Annotated in this window: 18 protein-coding genes; 9 read left to right on the top strand and 9 right to left on the bottom strand. The window is 40.5% G+C overall.

Going from position 1 to position 20,206, the window contains the following annotated elements; genetic code table 11:
- Positions 1 to 225 precede the first annotated feature (225 nt).
- The gene (gene mscL, locus FTU02_RS06305) at positions 226 to 657 is read left to right on the top strand and encodes a large conductance mechanosensitive channel protein MscL (protein WP_078192339.1); all 432 of its coding nucleotides are present in this window, start codon (positions 226 to 228) and stop codon (positions 655 to 657) included.
- Positions 658 to 695: 38 nt separating this feature from the next.
- On the opposite strand, the gene FTU02_RS06300 is transcribed toward mscL, so the two are convergent.
- The 3 genes from FTU02_RS06300 to mutM form a co-directional block, all read right to left on the bottom strand.
- Positions 696 to 1,070 (bottom strand): hypothetical protein, encoded by a 375-nt coding sequence (locus FTU02_RS06300; RefSeq protein ID WP_005007840.1) that lies wholly within the window; start codon positions 1,068 to 1,070, stop codon positions 696 to 698.
- A 197-nt stretch (positions 1,071 to 1,267) separates the two neighbouring features.
- Positions 1,268 to 1,546, bottom strand: a complete 279-nt coding sequence (locus tag FTU02_RS06295) for a peptidylprolyl isomerase (RefSeq protein ID WP_078192338.1) — start codon at positions 1,544 to 1,546, stop codon at positions 1,268 to 1,270.
- On the bottom strand, positions 1,543 to 2,397 hold the full coding sequence (gene mutM / locus FTU02_RS06290) for a bifunctional DNA-formamidopyrimidine glycosylase/DNA-(apurinic or apyrimidinic site) lyase (protein ID WP_111884801.1): 855 nt from the start codon (positions 2,395 to 2,397) through the stop codon (positions 1,543 to 1,545). The genes FTU02_RS06295 and mutM overlap by 4 nt, the downstream gene beginning before the upstream one ends.
- A gap of 389 nt (positions 2,398 to 2,786) precedes the next feature.
- Here mutM and FTU02_RS06285 point away from each other — a divergent pair, with 389 nt between their 5' ends.
- From FTU02_RS06285 to FTU02_RS06270, 4 genes are all read left to right on the top strand, one after another.
- Positions 2,787 to 4,049, top strand: coding sequence for a carbohydrate porin (locus tag FTU02_RS06285; protein ID WP_180156353.1), 1,263 nt, complete (start codon positions 2,787 to 2,789; stop codon positions 4,047 to 4,049).
- Between the two features lie 18 nt (positions 4,050 to 4,067).
- Complete coding sequence (locus FTU02_RS06280) at positions 4,068 to 6,173, top strand: TonB-dependent receptor (RefSeq protein ID WP_180156352.1); 2,106 nt, start codon at positions 4,068 to 4,070, stop codon at positions 6,171 to 6,173.
- A 12-nt stretch (positions 6,174 to 6,185) separates the two neighbouring features.
- Positions 6,186 to 7,301, top strand: coding sequence for an NADH:flavin oxidoreductase/NADH oxidase (locus FTU02_RS06275; protein WP_180156350.1), 1,116 nt, complete (start codon positions 6,186 to 6,188; stop codon positions 7,299 to 7,301).
- Between the two features lie 81 nt (positions 7,302 to 7,382).
- A complete protein-coding gene (locus FTU02_RS06270) occupies positions 7,383 to 8,312 on the top strand; it encodes an AEC family transporter (RefSeq protein ID WP_180156348.1) in 930 nt (309 codons plus the stop codon).
- A 71-nt stretch (positions 8,313 to 8,383) separates the two neighbouring features.
- Here FTU02_RS06270 and FTU02_RS06265 read toward each other — a convergent pair whose 3' ends face one another.
- The gene (locus FTU02_RS06265) at positions 8,384 to 9,190 is read right to left on the bottom strand and encodes a tetratricopeptide repeat protein (RefSeq protein WP_180130288.1); all 807 of its coding nucleotides are present in this window, start codon (positions 9,188 to 9,190) and stop codon (positions 8,384 to 8,386) included.
- Positions 9,191 to 9,439: 249 nt separating this feature from the next.
- On the opposite strand from FTU02_RS06265, the gene FTU02_RS06260 reads away from it, so the two are divergent.
- On the top strand, positions 9,440 to 9,685 hold the full coding sequence (locus FTU02_RS06260; protein ID WP_078191141.1) for a hypothetical protein: 246 nt from the start codon (positions 9,440 to 9,442) through the stop codon (positions 9,683 to 9,685).
- Between the two features lie 207 nt (positions 9,686 to 9,892).
- Complete coding sequence (locus FTU02_RS06255) at positions 9,893 to 11,077, top strand: sorbosone dehydrogenase family protein (RefSeq protein ID WP_180156412.1); 1,185 nt, start codon at positions 9,893 to 9,895, stop codon at positions 11,075 to 11,077.
- A gap of 106 nt (positions 11,078 to 11,183) precedes the next feature.
- On the opposite strand, the gene FTU02_RS06250 is transcribed toward FTU02_RS06255, so the two are convergent.
- From FTU02_RS06250 to FTU02_RS06240, 3 genes are all read right to left on the bottom strand, one after another.
- On the bottom strand, positions 11,184 to 11,705 hold the full coding sequence (locus tag FTU02_RS06250) for a hypothetical protein (protein ID WP_078191139.1): 522 nt from the start codon (positions 11,703 to 11,705) through the stop codon (positions 11,184 to 11,186).
- A gap of 137 nt (positions 11,706 to 11,842) precedes the next feature.
- On the bottom strand, positions 11,843 to 12,574 hold the full coding sequence (locus FTU02_RS06245; RefSeq protein WP_180130290.1) for a folate-binding protein YgfZ: 732 nt from the start codon (positions 12,572 to 12,574) through the stop codon (positions 11,843 to 11,845).
- Between the two features lie 117 nt (positions 12,575 to 12,691).
- On the bottom strand, positions 12,692 to 14,791 hold the full coding sequence (locus FTU02_RS06240; protein WP_180156346.1) for a multicopper oxidase family protein: 2,100 nt from the start codon (positions 14,789 to 14,791) through the stop codon (positions 12,692 to 12,694).
- A gap of 591 nt (positions 14,792 to 15,382) precedes the next feature.
- On the opposite strand from FTU02_RS06240, the gene acnD reads away from it, so the two are divergent.
- On the top strand, positions 15,383 to 17,998 hold the full coding sequence (gene acnD, locus FTU02_RS06235) for a Fe/S-dependent 2-methylisocitrate dehydratase AcnD (RefSeq protein WP_180130294.1): 2,616 nt from the start codon (positions 15,383 to 15,385) through the stop codon (positions 17,996 to 17,998).
- 46 nt (positions 17,999 to 18,044) lie between these two features.
- Here the strand turns inward: acnD and FTU02_RS06230 are convergent, their stop codons facing one another.
- Positions 18,045 to 18,410 carry a helix-turn-helix domain-containing protein gene (locus tag FTU02_RS06230; protein WP_180130297.1) on the bottom strand — a complete coding sequence of 122 codons (366 nt, stop codon included), beginning with the start codon at positions 18,408 to 18,410 and terminating at the stop codon, positions 18,045 to 18,047.
- 30 nt (positions 18,411 to 18,440) lie between these two features.
- Complete coding sequence (locus FTU02_RS06225; protein WP_180130299.1) at positions 18,441 to 19,325, bottom strand: hypothetical protein; 885 nt, start codon at positions 19,323 to 19,325, stop codon at positions 18,441 to 18,443.
- Positions 19,326 to 19,466: 141 nt separating this feature from the next.
- Here FTU02_RS06225 and FTU02_RS06220 point away from each other — a divergent pair, with 141 nt between their 5' ends.
- Positions 19,467 to 19,784, top strand: coding sequence for a hypothetical protein (locus FTU02_RS06220; RefSeq protein ID WP_180130301.1), 318 nt, complete (start codon positions 19,467 to 19,469; stop codon positions 19,782 to 19,784).
- Positions 19,785 to 20,206: the final 422 nt, after the last annotated feature.

Below are 20,206 nucleotides of genomic sequence, written 5' to 3'. Positions count from 1 at the left end.
AAAATGCAAAAATTGAATGACTTTATTCATTTAATTCGACATGCATAATTTTGATAAATCCTTTTTAATAGAATGTATTACCAAAATCAAAAATGTTTTGTGTGAATTTTTATACATGGCATTTAGAATCTAATAAAAACCAAGTAAATTAGGTGGAAATAGTTATATAGATATAATGTATACTTCGTCACAAAATTAAAGCTGAAAAAAATTTCTGGAGATCACATGAGTATTATTCAAGAATTTAGAGAATTTGCCGTAAAAGGCAACGTGATGGACTTGGCTGTCGGTGTCATCATTGGTGGTGCTTTCGGTAAAATCATCGATTCAATGGTAAAAGACATTATCATGCCTTTTATTTCTTGGATCCTTGGTGGTGACGTTGATTATTCAAATTGGTTCTTAGTATTGGGCGATAACCCAAACAATTTAACCACGCTAAAAGCAGCACAGGATGCAGGCCTTAATGTTTTGGCTTACGGTAACTTCCTAACCATCTTAATCAACTTCTTGCTTTTGGCATGGGTCGTATTCTGGTTAGTGAAATTGATGAACAAATTGCGCCGTCAAAAAGTTGAAGAGCCAGCTCCAGAGGCGACTCCAGAAGATATCGAATTACTTCGTGAAATTCGTGATGAATTAAAACGTAAAGGTTAATCCTTTAGCAGTGAAAACGGCGCTTAAAGCGCCGTTTTTTATTGTGAATTTTGTTGAGGCGTCATTTTCATAAACTTAGGTTCTGATGTCGAAAAAACAATGCCATTTCGAATGCCTGTAAATACTTCATTTGCTTCTTCAGGTGATTCGGGTGCGCAGGCTTGTTGACCTAATATAAATAAGACTAAAGGGTGATTTTTGGATAATTTGCTAATTTGCTGTATCGCATCATACCATTTTGATTCATCGTTACGATTCCCATCTAAATCTAGTGCCAACTGGACTTCACCATGAGGGTTCATATCTTGATCATCATATAATGCTTGGATAAGTGCATGCTTTCGTTCACCTCGAATGATTGTAAAATCTGTTGTATCGACAGTGCCAAGACGAAAATAGTTGTAATAGCCCAATGGAATGTCCTTTATTTATTATTAAGTAGAATTGATTTAGTGCAATGTTATCTGGTTGCTATGATTTATATTATATGATTGAAAACCGCCAGCCAATGTTCTGAACGATTGAAAAAAATACTGGGATTATGTGCTTTAAGATGAAAAGCACATATTCGCGATATACTCGTTATAGCATGTTCAATGTGGGTGCTATGTTACATCCGAAACTTAATTTCTAATAAATGCCAGCCAAATTGGCTTTTGATCGGACCATGCAGTTCACGTTCGGGTAGGGTAAATACCGCCTTATCAATTGGACCAACCAGTTGGCCTTTTTTAATGTCGCCAAGCTCACCGCCTTTTTTACCCGAAGGGCATGTCGAATGCTGCTTTGCAATTTTGGCAAAGTCCGCACCGCCTTTGATTTTCTTTTTCAGTTGCTCACATAGTTCTTTATCTTTGACTAATATGTGGCGAACAATCGCAGACTTCATGCTTTATTTCCTTTCACGGTTTTCTTAGTCAGCATTTTAACCTTTTTTAAAGGCTGACACTCTGGGCAAAACACCGATGCACGTTGCCCTAGTTTGATATTGTGCAAGATGGTTTCACAGTTGATGCACATTTCACCGGCACGTCCGTAGGCGAGCAGAGTTTGTTGGAAATAACCATTTTCGCCCATCGCATTGGTGTAATCACGTAACGTCGAACCGCCTAAATCAATTGCCTGTTTTAAAATACGTTTGATTTCGATGACCATTTTTTCAACTTGTTCAAAACTCAAACTTGATGCAGGCTGCGCAGGGTGTATGCCTAAGTTAAATAAGCTTTCCGTTGCATAGATATTGCCGACACCAACCACAATATGATTGTCCATGATCGATACTTTGATACTGGTCTGCTTATTTTTAAATTTTTGGAATAAGTATTCAGCATTAAAGTCATCACTCAGCGGTTCAGGGCCAAGCGTGTCAATCAGTTTGCTTTGAGATGATGCATCTAACCATAAAATACAGCCAAAACGTCGTGGATCGTGATAGCGTAATTGCATATCTTCAAAATGAATCACCAGATGATCATGCTTTCGTAATGCTTCATCACCTTCACAAATCCGAAAACTGCCAGACATGCCCAAATGCCACAGCATACTGTCCTGTTCAAATTCAGCCAAAATATATTTTGATCGACGGCTGAGCTGAAGCAGCTTTTGTCCGACGAGTTTTTGAATGTCGTCAGGAATAGGCCAACGCAGGCTCGACTGAAAAACCTCAACTTTGAGAACCTTTTCATTCAATAATGGCAATAAACTGGTTTTAGTGGTTTCTACTTCTGGTAATTCAGGCATAAAGGTCGAAGCAATGGATCATTCAAGTTATGCATACTATTGGGTCTAGCCCTACAGAATGCAAGTTTCATCGCGGCCTAAGGGAATGTATGAATAGGTTATTGATTATTAATTGTGAGAATAATAAACCAACAAGTCACAATAATGAGTTTGAAAAAGCGATCAGAAGTTAAACAATTGAATTAATAGATATATAAGATATTGAAAAATAATCACTAAAAATATTGCATAACAATAGATTTATTTAAAGTCACTTATTGATAAATTAAAGTTTGGTGAATGATAAAAATAATGCTGAGATAGAACGTGAAAAATTATGTAATTTTTGTGACATTAGATTTCAAGCCTTGTGGCTTGTCTAGAGACTCTCTCCAGATTTAGGTTTTACCATGAAAAAATACAGTCTAGCTCTTCTACCTGCATTTGTTGCAGCAGCCATGACACATGTTCACGCCGCAGAAGCATTCGACACTAATGGTCAGTACATGCTCGGGGATTGGGATGGTAAACGTACCGAACTTGCACAACAAGGTGTGAAGTTTGAGGCCAATATTGCTGCTGATGCTGCCTATCTTGCCGATGGCGGTCGTAATCCGGGACATTCAGCAACGGTAGCCAGCCAATTGTGGTTAGGTACACAGCTTGATATGGAAAAACTCGCAGGTTGGGATGGCGTGACTGTGCGTGCTGTAATGACTGCTCGTCAAGGTCAAAGTACCTCAGTTCGTGATTTGCAAGGGGATGTTCCTCAATTGGCAAATGCACAAGCCAATTTTGGCCGTGGTAACCAAGACAGCCGCTTAACCGAGCTTTCGATTGAAAAGAATTTCAAAGAACAAGGCATTAGTATAAAAGCAGGTCGTTTAGGTCTAGGTATGGACTTTAACGTGATGGCATGTGACTTTGCCAGCACCGCATTTTGTGCAGCGCAAATGGGTAAATGGCAAGGTTCTATGTGGATGAATACTCCAGTTTCACAATGGGGTGGACGTGTGAAATACCAAGCAACGCCAGAACTTGCGGCACAAGTCGGTGTTTACGAATTTAACCCTGACAATGGTAATGCCAAAGCAGAAGGTCAAGGTTGGAGTCTAGATACAGATCATGCTGATGGCGTAACTATTCCCGTAGAATTGGTTTGGACACCAAAATCATTGGTCAATGGCTTACCGGGGAGCTACCGCTTTGGTGCGATGTACAACACCGCAGATAATGTCAAAAATCAAAAAGACATTATTTCGGGCGAAGCAGAAGATCGTACCTTTGGTGGTTGGGTCGCGATTGAGCAACAGTTAACGTCTACAGGTGAAGGCAAACGTGGTTTGCATAGCTTTGCCAATTTTACTTGGCATGATCGTGTCACCACAAAAGTTGATAACTCACAGCAGCTAGGTTTGAAATACATTGGATTGGCCGATCGTTTGCCTAACGATATGGTTGGCTTGGGCGTGAACCGTGTGCATGTCAATGATCGACTTTCTGCTGAAAAATTTGATGCAAGCGCAGAATATAATGTCGAGTTGAACTATAGCCATAACCCTACGAAATGGTTGATGATTCGCCCAAGTTTACAATATGTGATTAACCCAGGCTCAACAAATCGGGTTGATGATGCTTTCCTAATTGGTTTAAGCTCTAAGGTAATATTCTAATGTCAAAATAGGTGCTCTATGCAAAGTAAATTTAACGTCACATCATTTAAGACACATTTACTTTGCCTGACGGCATGTATTAGCCAACAGTTGTATGCAGAAACAGGTTCTACGGAACCTGTTTTACTTCCTGAGATTACCATTGAAGCACCACGAACCAATACCACATGGTTAAAAACACCGGCATCGGTATACCGGGTACAGCAGGCTGAAAATAATAACAATACGGGTGTGAATCTGTCTGAAACCTTAAAAGGTGTGCCCGGACTACAACTGAATAACCGTGAAAACTATGCACAAGACTTGCAACTGTCTATGCGAGGCTTTGGCGCACGTTCAACATTTGGTGTGCGTGGTATCCGTTTATATGTTGATGGAATCCCTGCGACCATGCCGGATGGTCAGGGACAGACATCAAATATCGATATGAGTAGCTTAAATCATATCGAGGTATTGGGTGGGCCATTTTCCTCTTTATACGGTAATTCTTCGGGTGGGGCAATCTTAACAACAACCAAGCAAGGTACTGGAAAAGACTCTATCGAACTCGGCTATTCGGGCGGCAGTCATCATAAAAGTCGTGCTGATATTGTGCTGCAAGGTGGCTCAGAACGGGCCAATGAGCCTAGCTATGTTGTCAGTTCTTCTTATTTTGAAACTGATGGTTACCGTGATCATAGTGCTGCAAATAAGGTACTCAGCAATGCAAAACTGACTTGGGATCTGGATGATGGTTCCAAGGTTAATTGGATTGTGAATCATGTGGATATCAATGCCGATGACCCACAAGGTCTGAATCGGGAGCAATTGCGTCAAAATCCGAAACAAGTTAATGATGCCAATAATACTTATGATGTACGTAAGGAAATTAGCCAAACTCAAACTGGGTTGACGTGGAAAAAACCATTGAATGATCAGCATGAACTTAATGCAATGGTATATATGGGGCAACGTGATGTGGTGCAGTATCAGTCCATCCCCAAAAATCCACAAAATAATGCGCGCCATGCAGGTGGTGTGATTGATTTTAGCCGTGATTATTATGGAACAGATATTCGCTGGACAGGCAAAGACCTCTTGCCGAATACGCGTTTTACTGCAGGCCTTGCCTTTGATTATATGGATGAAGACCGTAAGGGCTATGAAAATTTTGATGCCAATGGAAATTTTGGCAAGAAAGGCAATATTCGTCGAAATGAAAATAACACCTTGTGGAATTTAGACCCCTATGTCCAAGCTTCGTGGAATTTTTTACCCAATTGGACTTTAGATACAGGGCTACGATATAGCAATGTTCATTATGAATCTGACGATAAATATGTCGTGGGTTTAAATAAGGATGACAGCGGTAAAACTGACTATGACAAAGTTTTACCTTCAGCAGCAGTAAGCTGGAATATTGCGCCTCAACTGAATGCCTATGCCAGTTATGCCAAAGGTTTTGAAACACCAACCTTTACAGAAATGGCCTACTCCAAAGATGACGGCATGAATTTTGATTTAAAACCAGCCAGTAGCGATAACTACGAGCTTGGGCTTAAATCACAAAATGCATGGGGGAATTTCACTGCAGCAGTATTCCAAAGTAAAACCCAAGATGACATCGTCTCTGCAGGAAGTATCAATGGTCGTGCAACCTATAAAAATGCCGATAAAACCTTACGTGAAGGTGTTGAGCTTTCATGGAATAAACAGCTATGGCGAGATTTAAGCGCGCAAGCAAGCTACAGTTATATCGATGCCACTTTTGATGCTGCAATTCCTGACAGCGATGTCGTCAAAGGCACCTATATACCGGGTATCGCCAAAAACCAAGCGTTTGCCGCACTGAATTGGCAGCCAGATATTGGCTTTAATGCCGGCCTAGATGTTCGCTATATGGATAAAGTCTATGTCGATGATGCCAACAGTGATGCCGCGTCGAGCTATACCGTGGTTTCTGCCAACGCAGGTTATGTGTGGAAACAAGCAGATTGGAAAGTCAAAACCTATGTACGTGCAGATAATTTGTTTGATGAGAACTATGTCGGTTCAGTGATCGTCAATGATGGAAACGGACGCTTCTTTGAACCCGCGGATGGGGTGAATTGGAGTGCAGGATTGAGTGTGACCAAAGCCTTCTAAAAGGAGAGTGATGTGGCGTTGTTATTTCAACCAATTCAGTTTGGAACATTGGGGCTGAGTAATCGAATCGTGATTGCACCCATGTGTCAATATTCTGCCAATGAGCAAGGGGAGTTAAGCTATTGGCATGAGCAACAATGGGCGAATTATGCATTGTCAGGTGCTGGACTTTGTATCGTCGAGGCAACAGCTGTACAGGCAGAGGGGCGCATTAGCTATGCAGACCTCGGCCTTTGGAATGATATGCAACGCGCACAGATGAAGGCACTATTGGCCAAGGTGAAATCACTTTCCCCTATGCCATTTGCTATCCAACTGGCACATGCGGGTCGTAAGGCATCGACAGATAAACCTTGGGCAGGACGTGGACAATTACCCCCAGATCATCCTCAAGGATGGCAAACTGTTTCAGCAAGTGATTTGCCCTTTAATGCCACAGATCATGCACCCCATGCTTTAAGCCGAGATGAAATCCAGCAGATCATTCAAGACTTTGCCGATTCAGCAAAACGCGCGGTAGATGCAGGCTTTGACTTAATTGAACTACATGCTGCACATGGTTATTTGCTGCATCAATTTATGTCGCCATTGTCGAATCAGCGTAGTGATGAATATGGCGGCAGTCTGGAAAATCGCATTCGGCTGACGCTTGAAGTGTTCCAAGCCATGAAAAATGCCGTGCCTGAAGATTATCCAATTGGGGTGCGTATTTCCGCAACCGACTGGATGGAATATACTGAAGCACCGAGTTGGGATCTAGACTCTGCTGTTGGTTTGTCAAAAGCGCTTGCACAACTAGGCACAGCCTATATTCATGTTTCTAGTGGCGGCTTAGATGTTGCGCAAAAAATTCAATTACAAGCCAGTTATCAAGTGCCTTTTGCAGAAGCCATTAAGCAAGCCGTTCAGGTTCCCGTAATTGCTGTGGGTTTAATTACCGAAGCAATGCAAGCCGAAGGCATCTTACAATATGGTCTGGCAGATGCGATTGGTCTTGCTCGTGCAATTCAATATGACCCGCGTTGGCCATGGCATGCCGCTGCTGAACTCGGTGAAAACCTAAAAATTTCTCCGCAGTACTTACGCTGTCAGCCGCATGCACAAAGAAGTCAATTTACGGCTTTCTAATTTTCAAAATTTATAGCGGTCCTATCTACACTCTCAGGTTGAGGGTGTGGATAGAAGAGTCTATTACACAGGATATTTCGTATGGTCTTTGAGGTGATTGGTCCAATCTTTTTTCTTTTGGCCTTGGGATATCTGTCTGTAAAATGCAGTTTATTGAGTAAAGAACAGGTCGGAACCATTGGTGCATTTGTGATTAAGATTGCACTGCCGGCTTTGTTTTTTCAGTCATTAGCATCTAAAGATTTGCATCAAATTTGGTATCCCGGCTATTTCTTTGTTTATACCGGAGTCACATTTTTATTGTATGGCATGGCCTATTGGCTATTGTCGACACATTTTAAAAATAATATGTCGCAAACAGCGGTACTTTCACTAGGCGCTGGCATGTCTAATACAGGTTTAATTGGCACTGCAGTCCTAAGCTTATTGGTCGGTCAAAATGCGATGACCTATACCTCACTAATCGTCATTATTGAAAGTGTGCTACTGATTCCAACGGTGCTGGTCCTTGCGCAATTAGGAAGTTCACAGCAAAAAGCCAATATTGGCGACATCATCAAAAATACCTTAATGACCCTGTTAAAAAATCCATTGTTTGCAGGGGTAATGTTAGGGATTGGATTTGCAATTTTCCAAATCCGTTTGCCACCTCAAATCAATGATGTACTGGCGATGTTAGGTCAAACAGCTTCACCATTGGCGCTGTTTGCAATTGGTGGGGGAGTTGTCGGTATGAGCTTAAAGTATGTGAATGCTCAGAGCTTCTATTTGGTGATTTCAAGCAACTTGGTTATGCCTTTACTGACTTATTTAGGCTTACGCTATTTGACCGATGTCAGCCAAGAGATGTTATATGCAGGGACGATTATTGCCGCATTGCCGATGCCGACGATTTTTGCCATGCTTGGGCAAGTTTATGGCTTAAATGAAAAGACCTTAACGCCTTTGTTGATGAGTACCATCTTGGGCTTTGTCGTAACAGGCATATTAATCAGTTTGTGGTGGGCGTGATTTTGATCAGCTCAAGATTTGCTAAACCCATGAAAAAGCCCTGCATGTGCAGGGCTTTTTTTAATGCTCAATTAACTCTTTTTCGCATTGGCTTTAGGTGCTTTGGCTTGTTCAGCAATCATTTTATCCACGGTTGCCAAAGATTCTTTCGCTTGCGGAATATTTTCGTTGGCTAATGCACTAAATATTTTTTTAGCTTCAGGCAAATTTTGCGGGATGATATTGCCATTTACAAACATATTGCCCACTGCCATCAATGCAGGGACATAGCCTTTTTTCGCTAACTCTTGAATGCTATTCAGACCTTGCTGAATAGGCTTTTCATTTTTAGCTTTAAAGCCTGCACTGATGTCATAAAGTGCTTTGGCATGAATCGCAGGGTAGTTGCCTTTTTTAATCAGTGGATCAAGTTTGCTGAGTGCCAATTTATCTGACTCAGGTTTATTTTCTGCAAAAAGTAAAATGGCATAGTCGATGGAGGCATCGTCAAACCCTGCCGAAGATGCGCGTTCTAAATATTGTTTGGCCTTGTTGGTGTCTTGTTTTAAGCCCAGTGTGCCCGTTGCATAATTTTTACCTAAAACATAGTTAGCAACTGGGTAGCCTTTGGCTGCAGCCTGTTCATAGAGTTGGATGGCTTTTTTCTCATCCTTCGCTACGCCTTGACCTGTTTGAGTAAGATAGCCCAAATTATAAATGGCCTGAGCATTACCTTTTGCTGCAAGCTTGCTCAGTGTTTGGTAGGCGCCATTCATATCTTTGGCCTTGACCATAGCTTCCACTTTAGCAAATTCAGGATCGACGGCATCTGTTTTAGTTTCAGCAAAAGCGAATTGAGTGCTCATTGCCAAAATGCTTGCAAGTAGGATTTTTTTCATCTTGAAACCTTTTGTAAATCATACACATAATTCCATTTATGTGTTTTGGTGGTTATTTTTGTCGGTTTTTACATCATAGGTAGATTTACGTAAATGTAAAGTGAGGAATTGTGATTTAAAGCGTTTTTATAAAATAAAGTTGATTGCCGTTAGCGCGTTAAATGCCATGACTTAATTGCATTAAAAGCCTTTGCAAAAAAGCAGGACTCTGATTTAATCGCGCATTGTTATTTTCTCAGAGGCAGCGCGATGTTTATTAAAGGCATTAAACGCAATTACGATAAAATTAATGCAGATGAATCGATTGCAGATGAAGATAAAATTGATGCGCTTTTGATGAAACTGGGCGCAGAGTTTTTAGTCAGTAAAGAGGATCGGGTTTATATTTTCAAAAAAGGCGATTTGGAAGCTAAATTTGATGCCAAACATGCGCGCGCCTATCATTTTAAAGAATATGTATGCAAAGACATGAATAAGCTGTTTCATGGATTTTGATTAAAATCATGATTTAAAAACGAAGAAGTGAGGGGGAATAAAGTTCCTCCTTATTTTTGTTTGTTGTGTACTGCACCAGCGTATATGATTTAAAAAACCTTAATTTTCAAAAGTATAATATTTTCTAAAAATATAAATTGAATAAAATAGATACAAGGCATCTATGATGAATACAGATATACATGATTCATTGAGATGTATTTAAATATGATAAAAATAAGTGCCATCTTGATCCTTAGTTTCGTCTGTTCAATAACCAGTTGGGCTCAACAACCCAAGCTTGTTCCGCATCCAATCCATTTAAAAAATGGCAAGCAGTTTTCTTTAAATTTGCCTGCAAATTTCGAGATCATTCCTGCTGCTGAAGGTCTCAAACGGGTACGCTTTTTTGCGCAAGCGCCTGATCGCAGAATGTTTGTCACGGATATGTATGATCTAACAGATAATAAAAAAGGTACTGTGTATATATTGGATGATTGGAATGCTGATACCGGTAAATTTGGCAAAATCATTCCTTATCTGACCGGTTTGAGAAATCCAAATTCAGTTCAGTTTTATACTGATGCTCAAGGACAGGATTGGCTCTATTTGGCGGAAACGCACCAACTGACACGGCAAAAATTTAGTAGAGGAGAAACTCAGCCTTCGAGTAAGGCTGAAGTTTTAGCGACATTTCCCGATTATGGTTTGAGTTATAAATACGGCGGTTGGCTTCTGACGCGGACGATTGCTATTGGTGGGAATGAAAAAGTTTATGTGTCGGTTGGTTCGAGTTGTAACGCCTGTGTAGAAAAAGGAAAAGTGCGAGCATCCGTCATCGAGATGAATCCTGATGGTTCAGAGCAACGGATTTATGCGACAGGTTTGCGTAATGCTGTTGGGCTAAAATGGATCGGCAGATTTCTATTTGCAACTAATCAAGGTTCTGATCATTTGGGACGTAAAAAGCCAGATGAAACTTTTTATGCGTTAAAACGGGATGTCGATTATGGCTGGCCCGCATGTTATTCATGGCAGGGCAAAGTATTAGCGGATCCTAAATTTAAACGTGCATCTGGCTGTAAAAATGTTCCATCGCCCTATACTTATTTCCCTTCACATTCCTCTGCATTGGGTTTTGATTATTTTGATAACCCTCATACCGATTCCACCATTAAAAATGCTTTTTTAGTGGCTTTGCATGGCTCTACCGACGAGGCGATTGGCCATGGCTATCAAATTGCAATGATGCGTAAAGGACAAAAACTTGAAACCTTTATGGATGGCTTTTTAGTCGGTAAAACGGTGCATGGGCGACCTGCTGATATTTATAAGGTCGATGAAAAATCTTTTTATTTTTCAGATGATCGGGCAGGGGTGATTTATTATGTGAGGGAAAAAATGAGTGATTAAAAAGCCAAAGTTTTTAGGCTTTGGCTTTGAGTGCTTAGGGATGGTCAGAAGATTTAGATGGTCACACCTGATGTCAGAATTCTAGTTTATATACGGTCAAAAATGGCTAATCATAGCGTTTCAGTTCTAAGTCTTCATTCTTGAAATGGGCAATCGAAATATGATTATTTGCTGCAATATTCTTAAAGCGTAACCATAGAAAAAATTCAATAAGATTGATTCCAATTCCCCAAAAAGATGTATTTAAGAGGGTGAGTTGGGTGTCGTAGGCAACATGAAACTCGAAGCCTGTGCTACTGAAGCCAAATGAGCTTTGCATAAAGAGAAAAAAGCCAGTTGTTACTTTTGGATAGTAAATGACTAAGGGTGTGATAATAATCGGGACAAGGCTTAAGCTGATCCAAAACAGTATTTTCAAGCCTAGAACATCTCTTTTCCAATATTTGATAGCGCCCATTAGCATGAAAAAGAGTTGGGCATACAGTACAAGAATAATAATCAAAACAAGTAGAGATAGCTGAATTGAAAGCAATTGATTGCCGAGTATGACCATGCCTAGAAGGGCAAAAATTCCGTAATAAAGGGCAATGATCTTGTGCTTTGGGTCTTGAAATTGTGTCTGATGCATCGTTATATAGTTTATTGTTAAAATTCGGAGTGCATTTTAGTTTAAAAATAGTCAAATTAACATGATGAATTTTAAAATTTAAAACTTAGATTTGTTATAAAAGAAGATAGCTAAATGTAGCTATCTTCTGAATTTATTTAAGCTGACTGCGGACGTGCCACATCACCATTCAATGCATCAGGCAAGGCTAAAACTGTCACATCTAACTCTTCTAAAGCTTCTGGGCGTGCCACAACTAAAGCTACATAACCATTTTCTACAGCCGCACTATTGACCACTTGTACGCCTTTATTCAGCTGTTCGCCTTGTGCAGGCGCAGTTCCTGTGCCTTGAATTGCATGCAACCAAGCTTTTGGTTTGGCTTTAAACCATAAACGTGCAATCACTTCCTGACCCAAATAACAACCTTTGTCATAGTGGACGCCTTCACGCTGATGTAGACGTAACTCTTGCGGTTGGAACACATGTTCAATGGCTTGGTCAATATAGGCCTGACCCGCTTGAATCGCTTGAACTTCCCATGCTGCAACATCCGTCGGTTCCGAAGCAAATGTCGTTTCATCACCGACTAAACTAGGAAAAACTGCACCAGTTTCTTCAAGTTTCATCTTAGAAAATGCACCATATTTTTTAATATGTTTGGCAAATTCTTCGGCTTGATCTGCTGTAGTGACAATAGAAAAACTTTCAGCACTGTGTTTGGTGAGCCATAAACCAAAATGAATACGGCCTTTGAGGTCGCAGATTGCGGTATAACGTGTTGCATTTTTTTCAAGGCGTTCAACATGCAAAGTCACTTGCCCTTGTAGAAATTTTTGTGCATCGACACCGTTGAGAGAAAAAGATGTGAATGCCATAGAAGTTGTCATGACCAGCCTCAGTATAAATTTTAGATATCATTAATCATGTTATTTTGCAGCAAGCCGCAGTGTTAGGCAAACAAAAAGCCCATATTGATATGGGCTTTTGTACAGCAGAGATCGGTCTTAGTGATTGTGTGTAGGCATATCGCTTGCAGTCATATCCATAGTGGAATGATGCGAAGGCGGTTCACTATTACAATCATATTGATCGCCACAAATACGCACGGTTTCCATCATGCCTTGATCTTCATGGTCTAAAATATGGCAGTGCAGAACGAAGTCGCCTTCAAATTTTTCGTACTTACTGCGTACAAAGATTTTATAGCCCTGTTTGACGAAGAGCGTATCTTTCCAAACGCCTTTCATTCCATGATATTGCGAGTCAATATTACCCGCACCATCTTTATCTGAGCTGCCGATCGCACTGACATCGACACCATTTTCATTCAATATTTTCACGACTTGGAATGGATTGACATGAATATGGAAGGGATGACTGGCAACATTACTGCTTAACTCCCACTCTTGAGTTTGCCCGATTGGAAGCTTGCGGACATAGCTATGGTGGGTATGGTCTTCATCATGGTAGGCATCGCCAAAGCTGATCAAGGTACCTTCTTCGGCATGACGAATACCAAATTTAAAGCTGCCATCTGTATTGAACAGAATGTCAAAGTTGGTGATTTGCTTCGCCATCGTTTTGAGCATTTCATCGACTTCAGCAGTCATTAAACTCGCATGAGAGATAAAGGCTGATAAATCACCCTGTTCGAGCTGCGCAATCACTTCTGGTGCCAGTTTTAGTTGGGTGGCCTGACTTTTTAAGAAGTTAAACGGCGTTTGCTGCGGTAGTTGAGTTGCTTGCACATTGACCCAACCGAGGAGCTGTGTATTGAGTTTTTCTTCTGGTGCGCGACGAAGTAACGGACTTGATTCAGGCGCATTAATTTCATCTTCTAGATTCAGCTTGGTATCGTATACACAGTATTTATTGGTGGTCGGGAAGGAGAGCATGGCATCAAAGCGATAACCCGGCTGAAAAATTTCAATCCCGTGCTTTTGGATTTTCCTCATGGTCAAGCCGTCTTGTGCAAGGGTATATAACGGTAATGTTTTCAGCGTTTTAAACTGTGAAGACATCGACTTGCTTTGATACTTTTGACATTCGCTCAGGGTTTGCTCTGCGGTAAAGAGCGCAGAATCAGGCAGTTCTTTGATGGTCAAACCAATGGTGTCACGGATACCGCCGTGAATCATGCGCCAGCGGTGGTATTGGTTCTGATCCACCTTAATTTCACCAAACATTTTGCCATTGATACTGGTAAAACGATTTTCATCCGCCCAAGAGGTCGGTATATCCAGTTTTGAATAATCTTCTAAGCTATAGATGCAGGGTGTGCCATTTACTTGGCTCAACGTGCTGTCGCAATCTTCGTTGTATTGAATTTGCTGGAATAGCATGATTTTTTCATGGTCATACTGCTGGGTTTTTTGATTTTTCCATAAGATGTCCAAATCACCAGTCTGTTGAATTTGCCCCTGACGAATGACAGGTTTCCGCTCGCCCTCAATAATCAAAGGGCCAGCCATGCCACTTGAGACCTGAATCGCGGTTGAACCATGCACATGTGAGTGATACCAAAATGTTCCCGCAGGATGATTCGGTTCGATCTTAAATTCGTAATGAAAATCTTGCTGAGGTTTTAAGCTCAAAAATACGTTGTCACTATTTCCTTGCGGGCTAACCCAAAGACCATGTGTATGTAAATTTGTGGTGTTAAAACAGTTCCCTTGGTTAATATTGGTCACTGGACTTGGACAGGTCTCCGTCGATTCAACAGGGAGGTGATTGACCAGATGAATTTTTAAATTGTCACCTTGTTTCGCACGAATTTGTGGGCCAACCAACACATCCGAAACACTGCCATCGCTATTTTTCGAGTTCCAGAGTTCAGGTTTAGTCAGATAGCCTCTGACCTGTAATAGGTCATTTTCACCCGTTTCAGGGTCGTATAAGGCTTGGTGTTTATAGGCAATCAGCAGTTCATGCTCACCTTGTGCATTGGCTTTCAAACGTGGTGGATTCGAGATGACAGTCGGTGAGTCTACTTCCTCTTCTTGAGTCGTCGAATCTGTTGTCGATTGGTCGTTGTCGCCACAGGCAATGAAGCTGAGACAGCTTAAGAGGCAGCCAGCCCCAATGATAGTTTTAAATTTTGTCATGATCTTTCCCCAAAGCATAATGACGGTAGAACAGTAATCGCAGATTTATTTAGCTAAGGTTTTGTAAATATTGTGATTATTTTGGCGAATACAGTGAATTACTGTGCTTGTATGTCGTGCTTTTATTATCTGAGAGTGGGGTGATTCGACGCTATCCCTGCAAATAGGGATAAATTGAGAATTAAGATAAAATAAATAATAAAACTGTGTTTTGATTCACATTATGGCTTTAAGGCGCAATGAGCTAATGAAGTAATTTAATGCCTTGATTATTAAATACTAAAATTGATAAGACTGATTTTTAATCAATTTGGTTGATATTTAGATTAAATATTATGCAGTGCAATTTACCTTAGACTAAAGAATGAGGCGGATTTGCAGCTATTTTTCAAAAAAATTCATATTTAGAGCCAATATTCCAAAGTTAGTGTAACTAAATATTTCAAAAACCCCTGTTTTTATATTTAACCCTATGAAATATATGAGATTTGGGAAATGGGTTTTCGGCAGTGTAGTATGCCTATCGAACAAAGATGAATTGTCTATGAAAAAGACAACGCAAAAAAATGAAAGACCGAGGGCAGGAACGCTATGAACAACAACTACCGTAAACCGCTGCAAGGCACCCAGCTAGAATACTTCGATGTACGCCAAGCCGTAGAAGATATTCAGCCAGGCGCATACGCAAAACTCCCATATACATCTAAAGTCCTTGCAGAGCAGTTGGTTCGTAAATGCGACCCTGCAATCTTAGAACAATCTTTAAAAGAGCTGATTAACCGCAAACAAGACCACGATTTCCCTTGGTACCCTGCACGTGTGGTGTGCCATGACATCCTCGGTCAAACCGCATTGGTTGACCTTGCAGGCTTGCGTGATGCGATTGCAGATCAAGGTGGCGACCCGTCAAAAGTTAATCCTGTTGTTCCAACACAGTTGATTGTTGACCATTCTCTAGCTGTAGAGTTTGGCGGTTTTGACCCAGACGCTTTTGAGAAAAACCGTGCGATTGAAGACCGCCGTAACGAAGACCGCTTCCATTTCATTGAATGGACTAAAACAGCCTTTGAAAATGTCGATGTGATCCCTGCGGGCAACGGTATCATGCATCAAATTAACTTGGAGAAAATGTCTCCAGTGATTCAAAACCGTGATGGTGTCGCATTCCCTGATACCTGCGTGGGTACAGACTCACATACGCCGCATACTGATGCATTGGGCGTAATTTCTGTTGGTGTCGGCGGTCTAGAAGCTGAAAACGTGATGCTGGGACGTGCGTCTTGGATGCGTCTGCCAGACATCATTGGTGTAGAGCTTGTCGGTCAGCGTCAAGCAGGCATTACCGCAACTGATATCGTGTTAGCGCTTACAGAATTCTTGCGTAAAGAACGTGTAGTTGGTGCGTATTTAGAATTCTTTGGTGAAGGTGCTGACAGCATGTCAGTGGGTGACCGTGCGACGATCTCAAACATGACCCCTGAATATGGTGCAACGGCTGCGATGTTCTACATTGACCAAAACACCATTGATTACCTGACATTGACAGGCCGTGAAGCGGATCAAGTGAAATTGGTTGAAACCTATGCCAAAGAAATTGGTCTTTGGGCGTCGGATATGACAGCGGCAGAATACCCGCGTGTACTACGTTTTGATTTATCACAAGTCACTCGTAATATTGCAGGTCCATCGAATCCACATGCACGTGTATCAACCGCTGATTTAAAAGCGAAAGGCATTGCAGGTAACTTAGAAGCGGTTAAAGCTCAGGAAGCTGAAGGTTTAATGCCTGATGGCGCAATCATCATTGCAGCAATCACCTCATGTACAAACACTTCTAACCCACGTAATACCGTGGCAGCAGGCTTACTTGCACGTAAAGCAAATGAATTAGGTTTAGTGCGTAAACCTTGGGTGAAATCATCATTTGCACCGGGTTCTAAAGCAGCCGCTTTATACCTAGAAGAAGCAGGTGTACTCGGTGATTTAGAAAAACTGGGCTTTGGTATCGTGGCATATGCATGTACCACGTGTAATGGTATGTCAGGTGCGCTCGATCCAGTGATTCAGCAAGAAATTATTGATCGTGATTTGTACGCAACTGCGGTACTTTCAGGTAACCGTAACTTCGATGGTCGTATCCATCCTTATGCAAAACAAGCGTTCTTGGCTTCGCCTCCACTCGTTGTGGCGTATGCCATTGCAGGGACGATTCGTTTTGATATCGAAACCGATTCACTGGGTAATGACAAAGACGGTAATCCAATTTACTTAAAAGACATTTGGCCGTCTGATGCTGAAATTGATGCATTGGTGAAAAAAGCGGTGAAGCCTGAACAGTTTAAGAAAGTGTATATCCCAATGTTTGATTTGGGTGAGCGTGAAAAAGCGGCAAGCCCACTATACGACTGGCGTCCGCAAAGTACTTATATTCGCCGTCCGCCGTATTGGGAAGGGGCTTTGGCTGCACCACGTACACTTGCAAATATGCGTCCGCTTGCGATCTTGCCTGACAACATCACCACAGACCATTTATCGCCATCGAATGCGATCATGATGGATTCGGCTGCAGGTGAGTATCTGCATAAAATGGGCGTGCCTGAGGAAGACTTCAACTCATACGCAACCCACCGTGGTGACCATTTGACTGCACAGCGTGCGACATTTGCTAACCCGAAATTGTTCAATGAAATGGTGGTTCGTTCTGACGGTACGATCAAGCAAGGTTCAAAAGCGCGTGTAGAGCCTGAAGGCGAAGTGATGCGTATGTGGGAAGCGATTGAAACTTACATGAACCGTAAGCAGCCGCTCATCATCATTGCAGGTAAAGACTATGGTCAAGGTTCAAGCCGTGACTGGGCAGCTAAAGGTGTGCGCCTTGCAGGTGTAGAAGTGATTGTGGCGGAAGGTTTTGAGCGTATTCACCGTACAAACCTTGTAGGTATGGGCGTGTTACCGCTTGAGTTTAAAGCAGGGACTGACCGTAAAACTTTGAAGCTGGATGGTACTGAGCTGTATAGCGTGATTGGCAATATTGCGCCTCGTTCTGACCTGACTTTGGTGGTTGAGCGTTCAACTGCAGACGGAAAAAATGAAATCATTAAAGTGCCTGTGACTTGTCGTTTAGACACTGAAGAAGAAGTGCATGTGTATGAAGCGGGTGGTGTGTTACAACGCTTTGCACAGGACTTTTTAGAAGGGAATGTGTAATTAAGTCTTTAATAAAAAAAGCCTCCTGAATAGGAGGCTTTTTTTATTAGTCTAAAGAGGAGATTACATTTTGAATATCTATATTTTTCTCACGTAGATATTTAATTAAAGTAATTTCATCTTTACCAAGCGTGGGTTGTAAAGATATACGCTCATATTCAGCAAAAACATTTGGCTGATATTCTTTTAAACACTTGAACCAAAAGTCCTGTTTGTCTAAGCCTAGTTTTTCAGCAATTAAACCTGCTTTATCCAAAGGGATTTTAGTTTTCCCCTGTTTTAGCATTGAGATAACATTAGGTGTAGAAAAGCCAGCATATTCTGCTAAATCTTTTTGTGTCAGACTTTGATTTAAATTAATTGCATCAGCTAAAATTTTTGCTACTTCGCGTTCATCAAAAAAGAGATTCATCGTGTTTTCCTTAAAAATATTTATACTCACTTAATTTGTTAAAAGAGCATATTCATTAGGATAAAAGGTTTGCATAACTTGTTTAAACAAAATTGGATATGGAATTTCATAAGTTTTAGCTATTAGAGGTAGAAAATTTAAAGGTAATTCAAAAATTCCTAACTCTAATTGTTCAATAACATTAGAACAGCTACAAGCATTTAATAATTCCTCGGGATTAAAATTTTCTTCGAGATGTAATCTAGCCTCTTTAAGCATGGTTGCAAAAGATGTAGGGGAGTTGAAAGAAAAATTTTGCGTTTGTTTTACATAGAAAGTTGGTTTAAATCCTTTTCTTTTAGATAGCCAATGCTTGAGTGAGGCAGAGGAAAGTTCATGTTTTGAAAAAGCTTCTATTTCTCCTGCACTGATAGCATTTTTTAAAGTGCGAAGATCAATATCTGCTAGATGTGCAATGGCTAAGGGGTAGTTGCACGTTTTTATATTGTAGAACATTACTTCACTATCATGTTCAAGAGCATGTCGAGCTAAAGCCATTGTAATAATGTCATTTGAACCATTAGATACATGAAAGTGATCAGAATGCAAAATATGAATAAAATCAACACAATCAGTTATTTCATCCATACTGCATCTACTTGCATCACCATTGACCGCATATTCATAGATACATTCAAAAGGACTCCAAATTAACCCATTCATAAAATGATTTTTTGCTAATTTGTCTTCAATTTCTGTTGAAAAGGTTGGTAGATCATAGGCGGTACCTAAATTTTCTATATTGTTAACTCCAAAGACCTGTCCCATGATGCCATGAATGCCCATATGCCCTTCCATTGTTGAAAAGTTACCGAGTGCACATGTATAAATATTTTGGAAAAATTCCTCTTTTGAAATAACTTTTTCTTTAGCCATTTTCTGCTTAATCAGTTGAAGATTTAAGGACAGTCTATCATGTTTGTGTGTTTTTCAAAGAAAAACACACAAATTCCTTGCAAATGAAAGCCTTTTTGATTATGATTATTTCATTGAAAAAATCATTTTAAGGTGTTTTTAATGAAAGCGGTTATTAACAAAGCAAATCTAAAGAATGATCATATTTATTTAAATTCGATGATTTCAGTGTTTCCAACAGATTGTATCGGAGGAGCTAATTCCAAAAATAAGGGAACAGAATTAAAAATTAGCTATAAATGTGGTAGTGGAACTAAGTCATTTATGAGTGATATTGCTGGGGATAAAAACATTCTACGCAAGCGTGGAAAGCAATCAGGAACAGGAATGTTATTAGCAGATTTGGATGTGAAAGATGGTGATGTTTTAGAATTTAGAAAGTTGGATGTTTATCACTTTGAAGTCGTGAAAGTTTCTTAAAGTTAAGCGCTACCTTGTATATGTAGGGCCAATGAAGTGGACTTACCTTTGTCCTGTTTCGAGTAGTAATTGGTAAGTGTGTAATATACAAAAAACAATGCAGTAGTGTGATGTTTGGAGCCGCCTTTTAGCTTTTTAAAAGGCGGTTTTTTATGCTTGGTAAATTTCACATAACACATAAAAATAAAGGTTGCACTAAGTATAGTTTAGCCCTTTCTTTAAACAATAGTTGAAGCTGATTATAAATTTAAATCAGCTACTTTTATTATGTCTCAATTGAATGTAGTGCTAAAAGAAAAAAGCAGTAAATACGAATAACAGGCTAGTTGAAAGATATGCAATAACAGATAAACAAAAACCGATGGCGTGATACTGAGTTAAAAACCAGTCCCATTTGATCAGCTTTTTTAAAGTTTTGGTGC

Source organism: Acinetobacter sp. YH12045, assembly GCF_013419925.1.
Taxonomy (GTDB): Bacteria; Pseudomonadota; Gammaproteobacteria; order Pseudomonadales; family Moraxellaceae; genus Acinetobacter; species Acinetobacter amyesii.
This window is presented reverse-complemented; position numbering and strand designations above follow the sequence as displayed.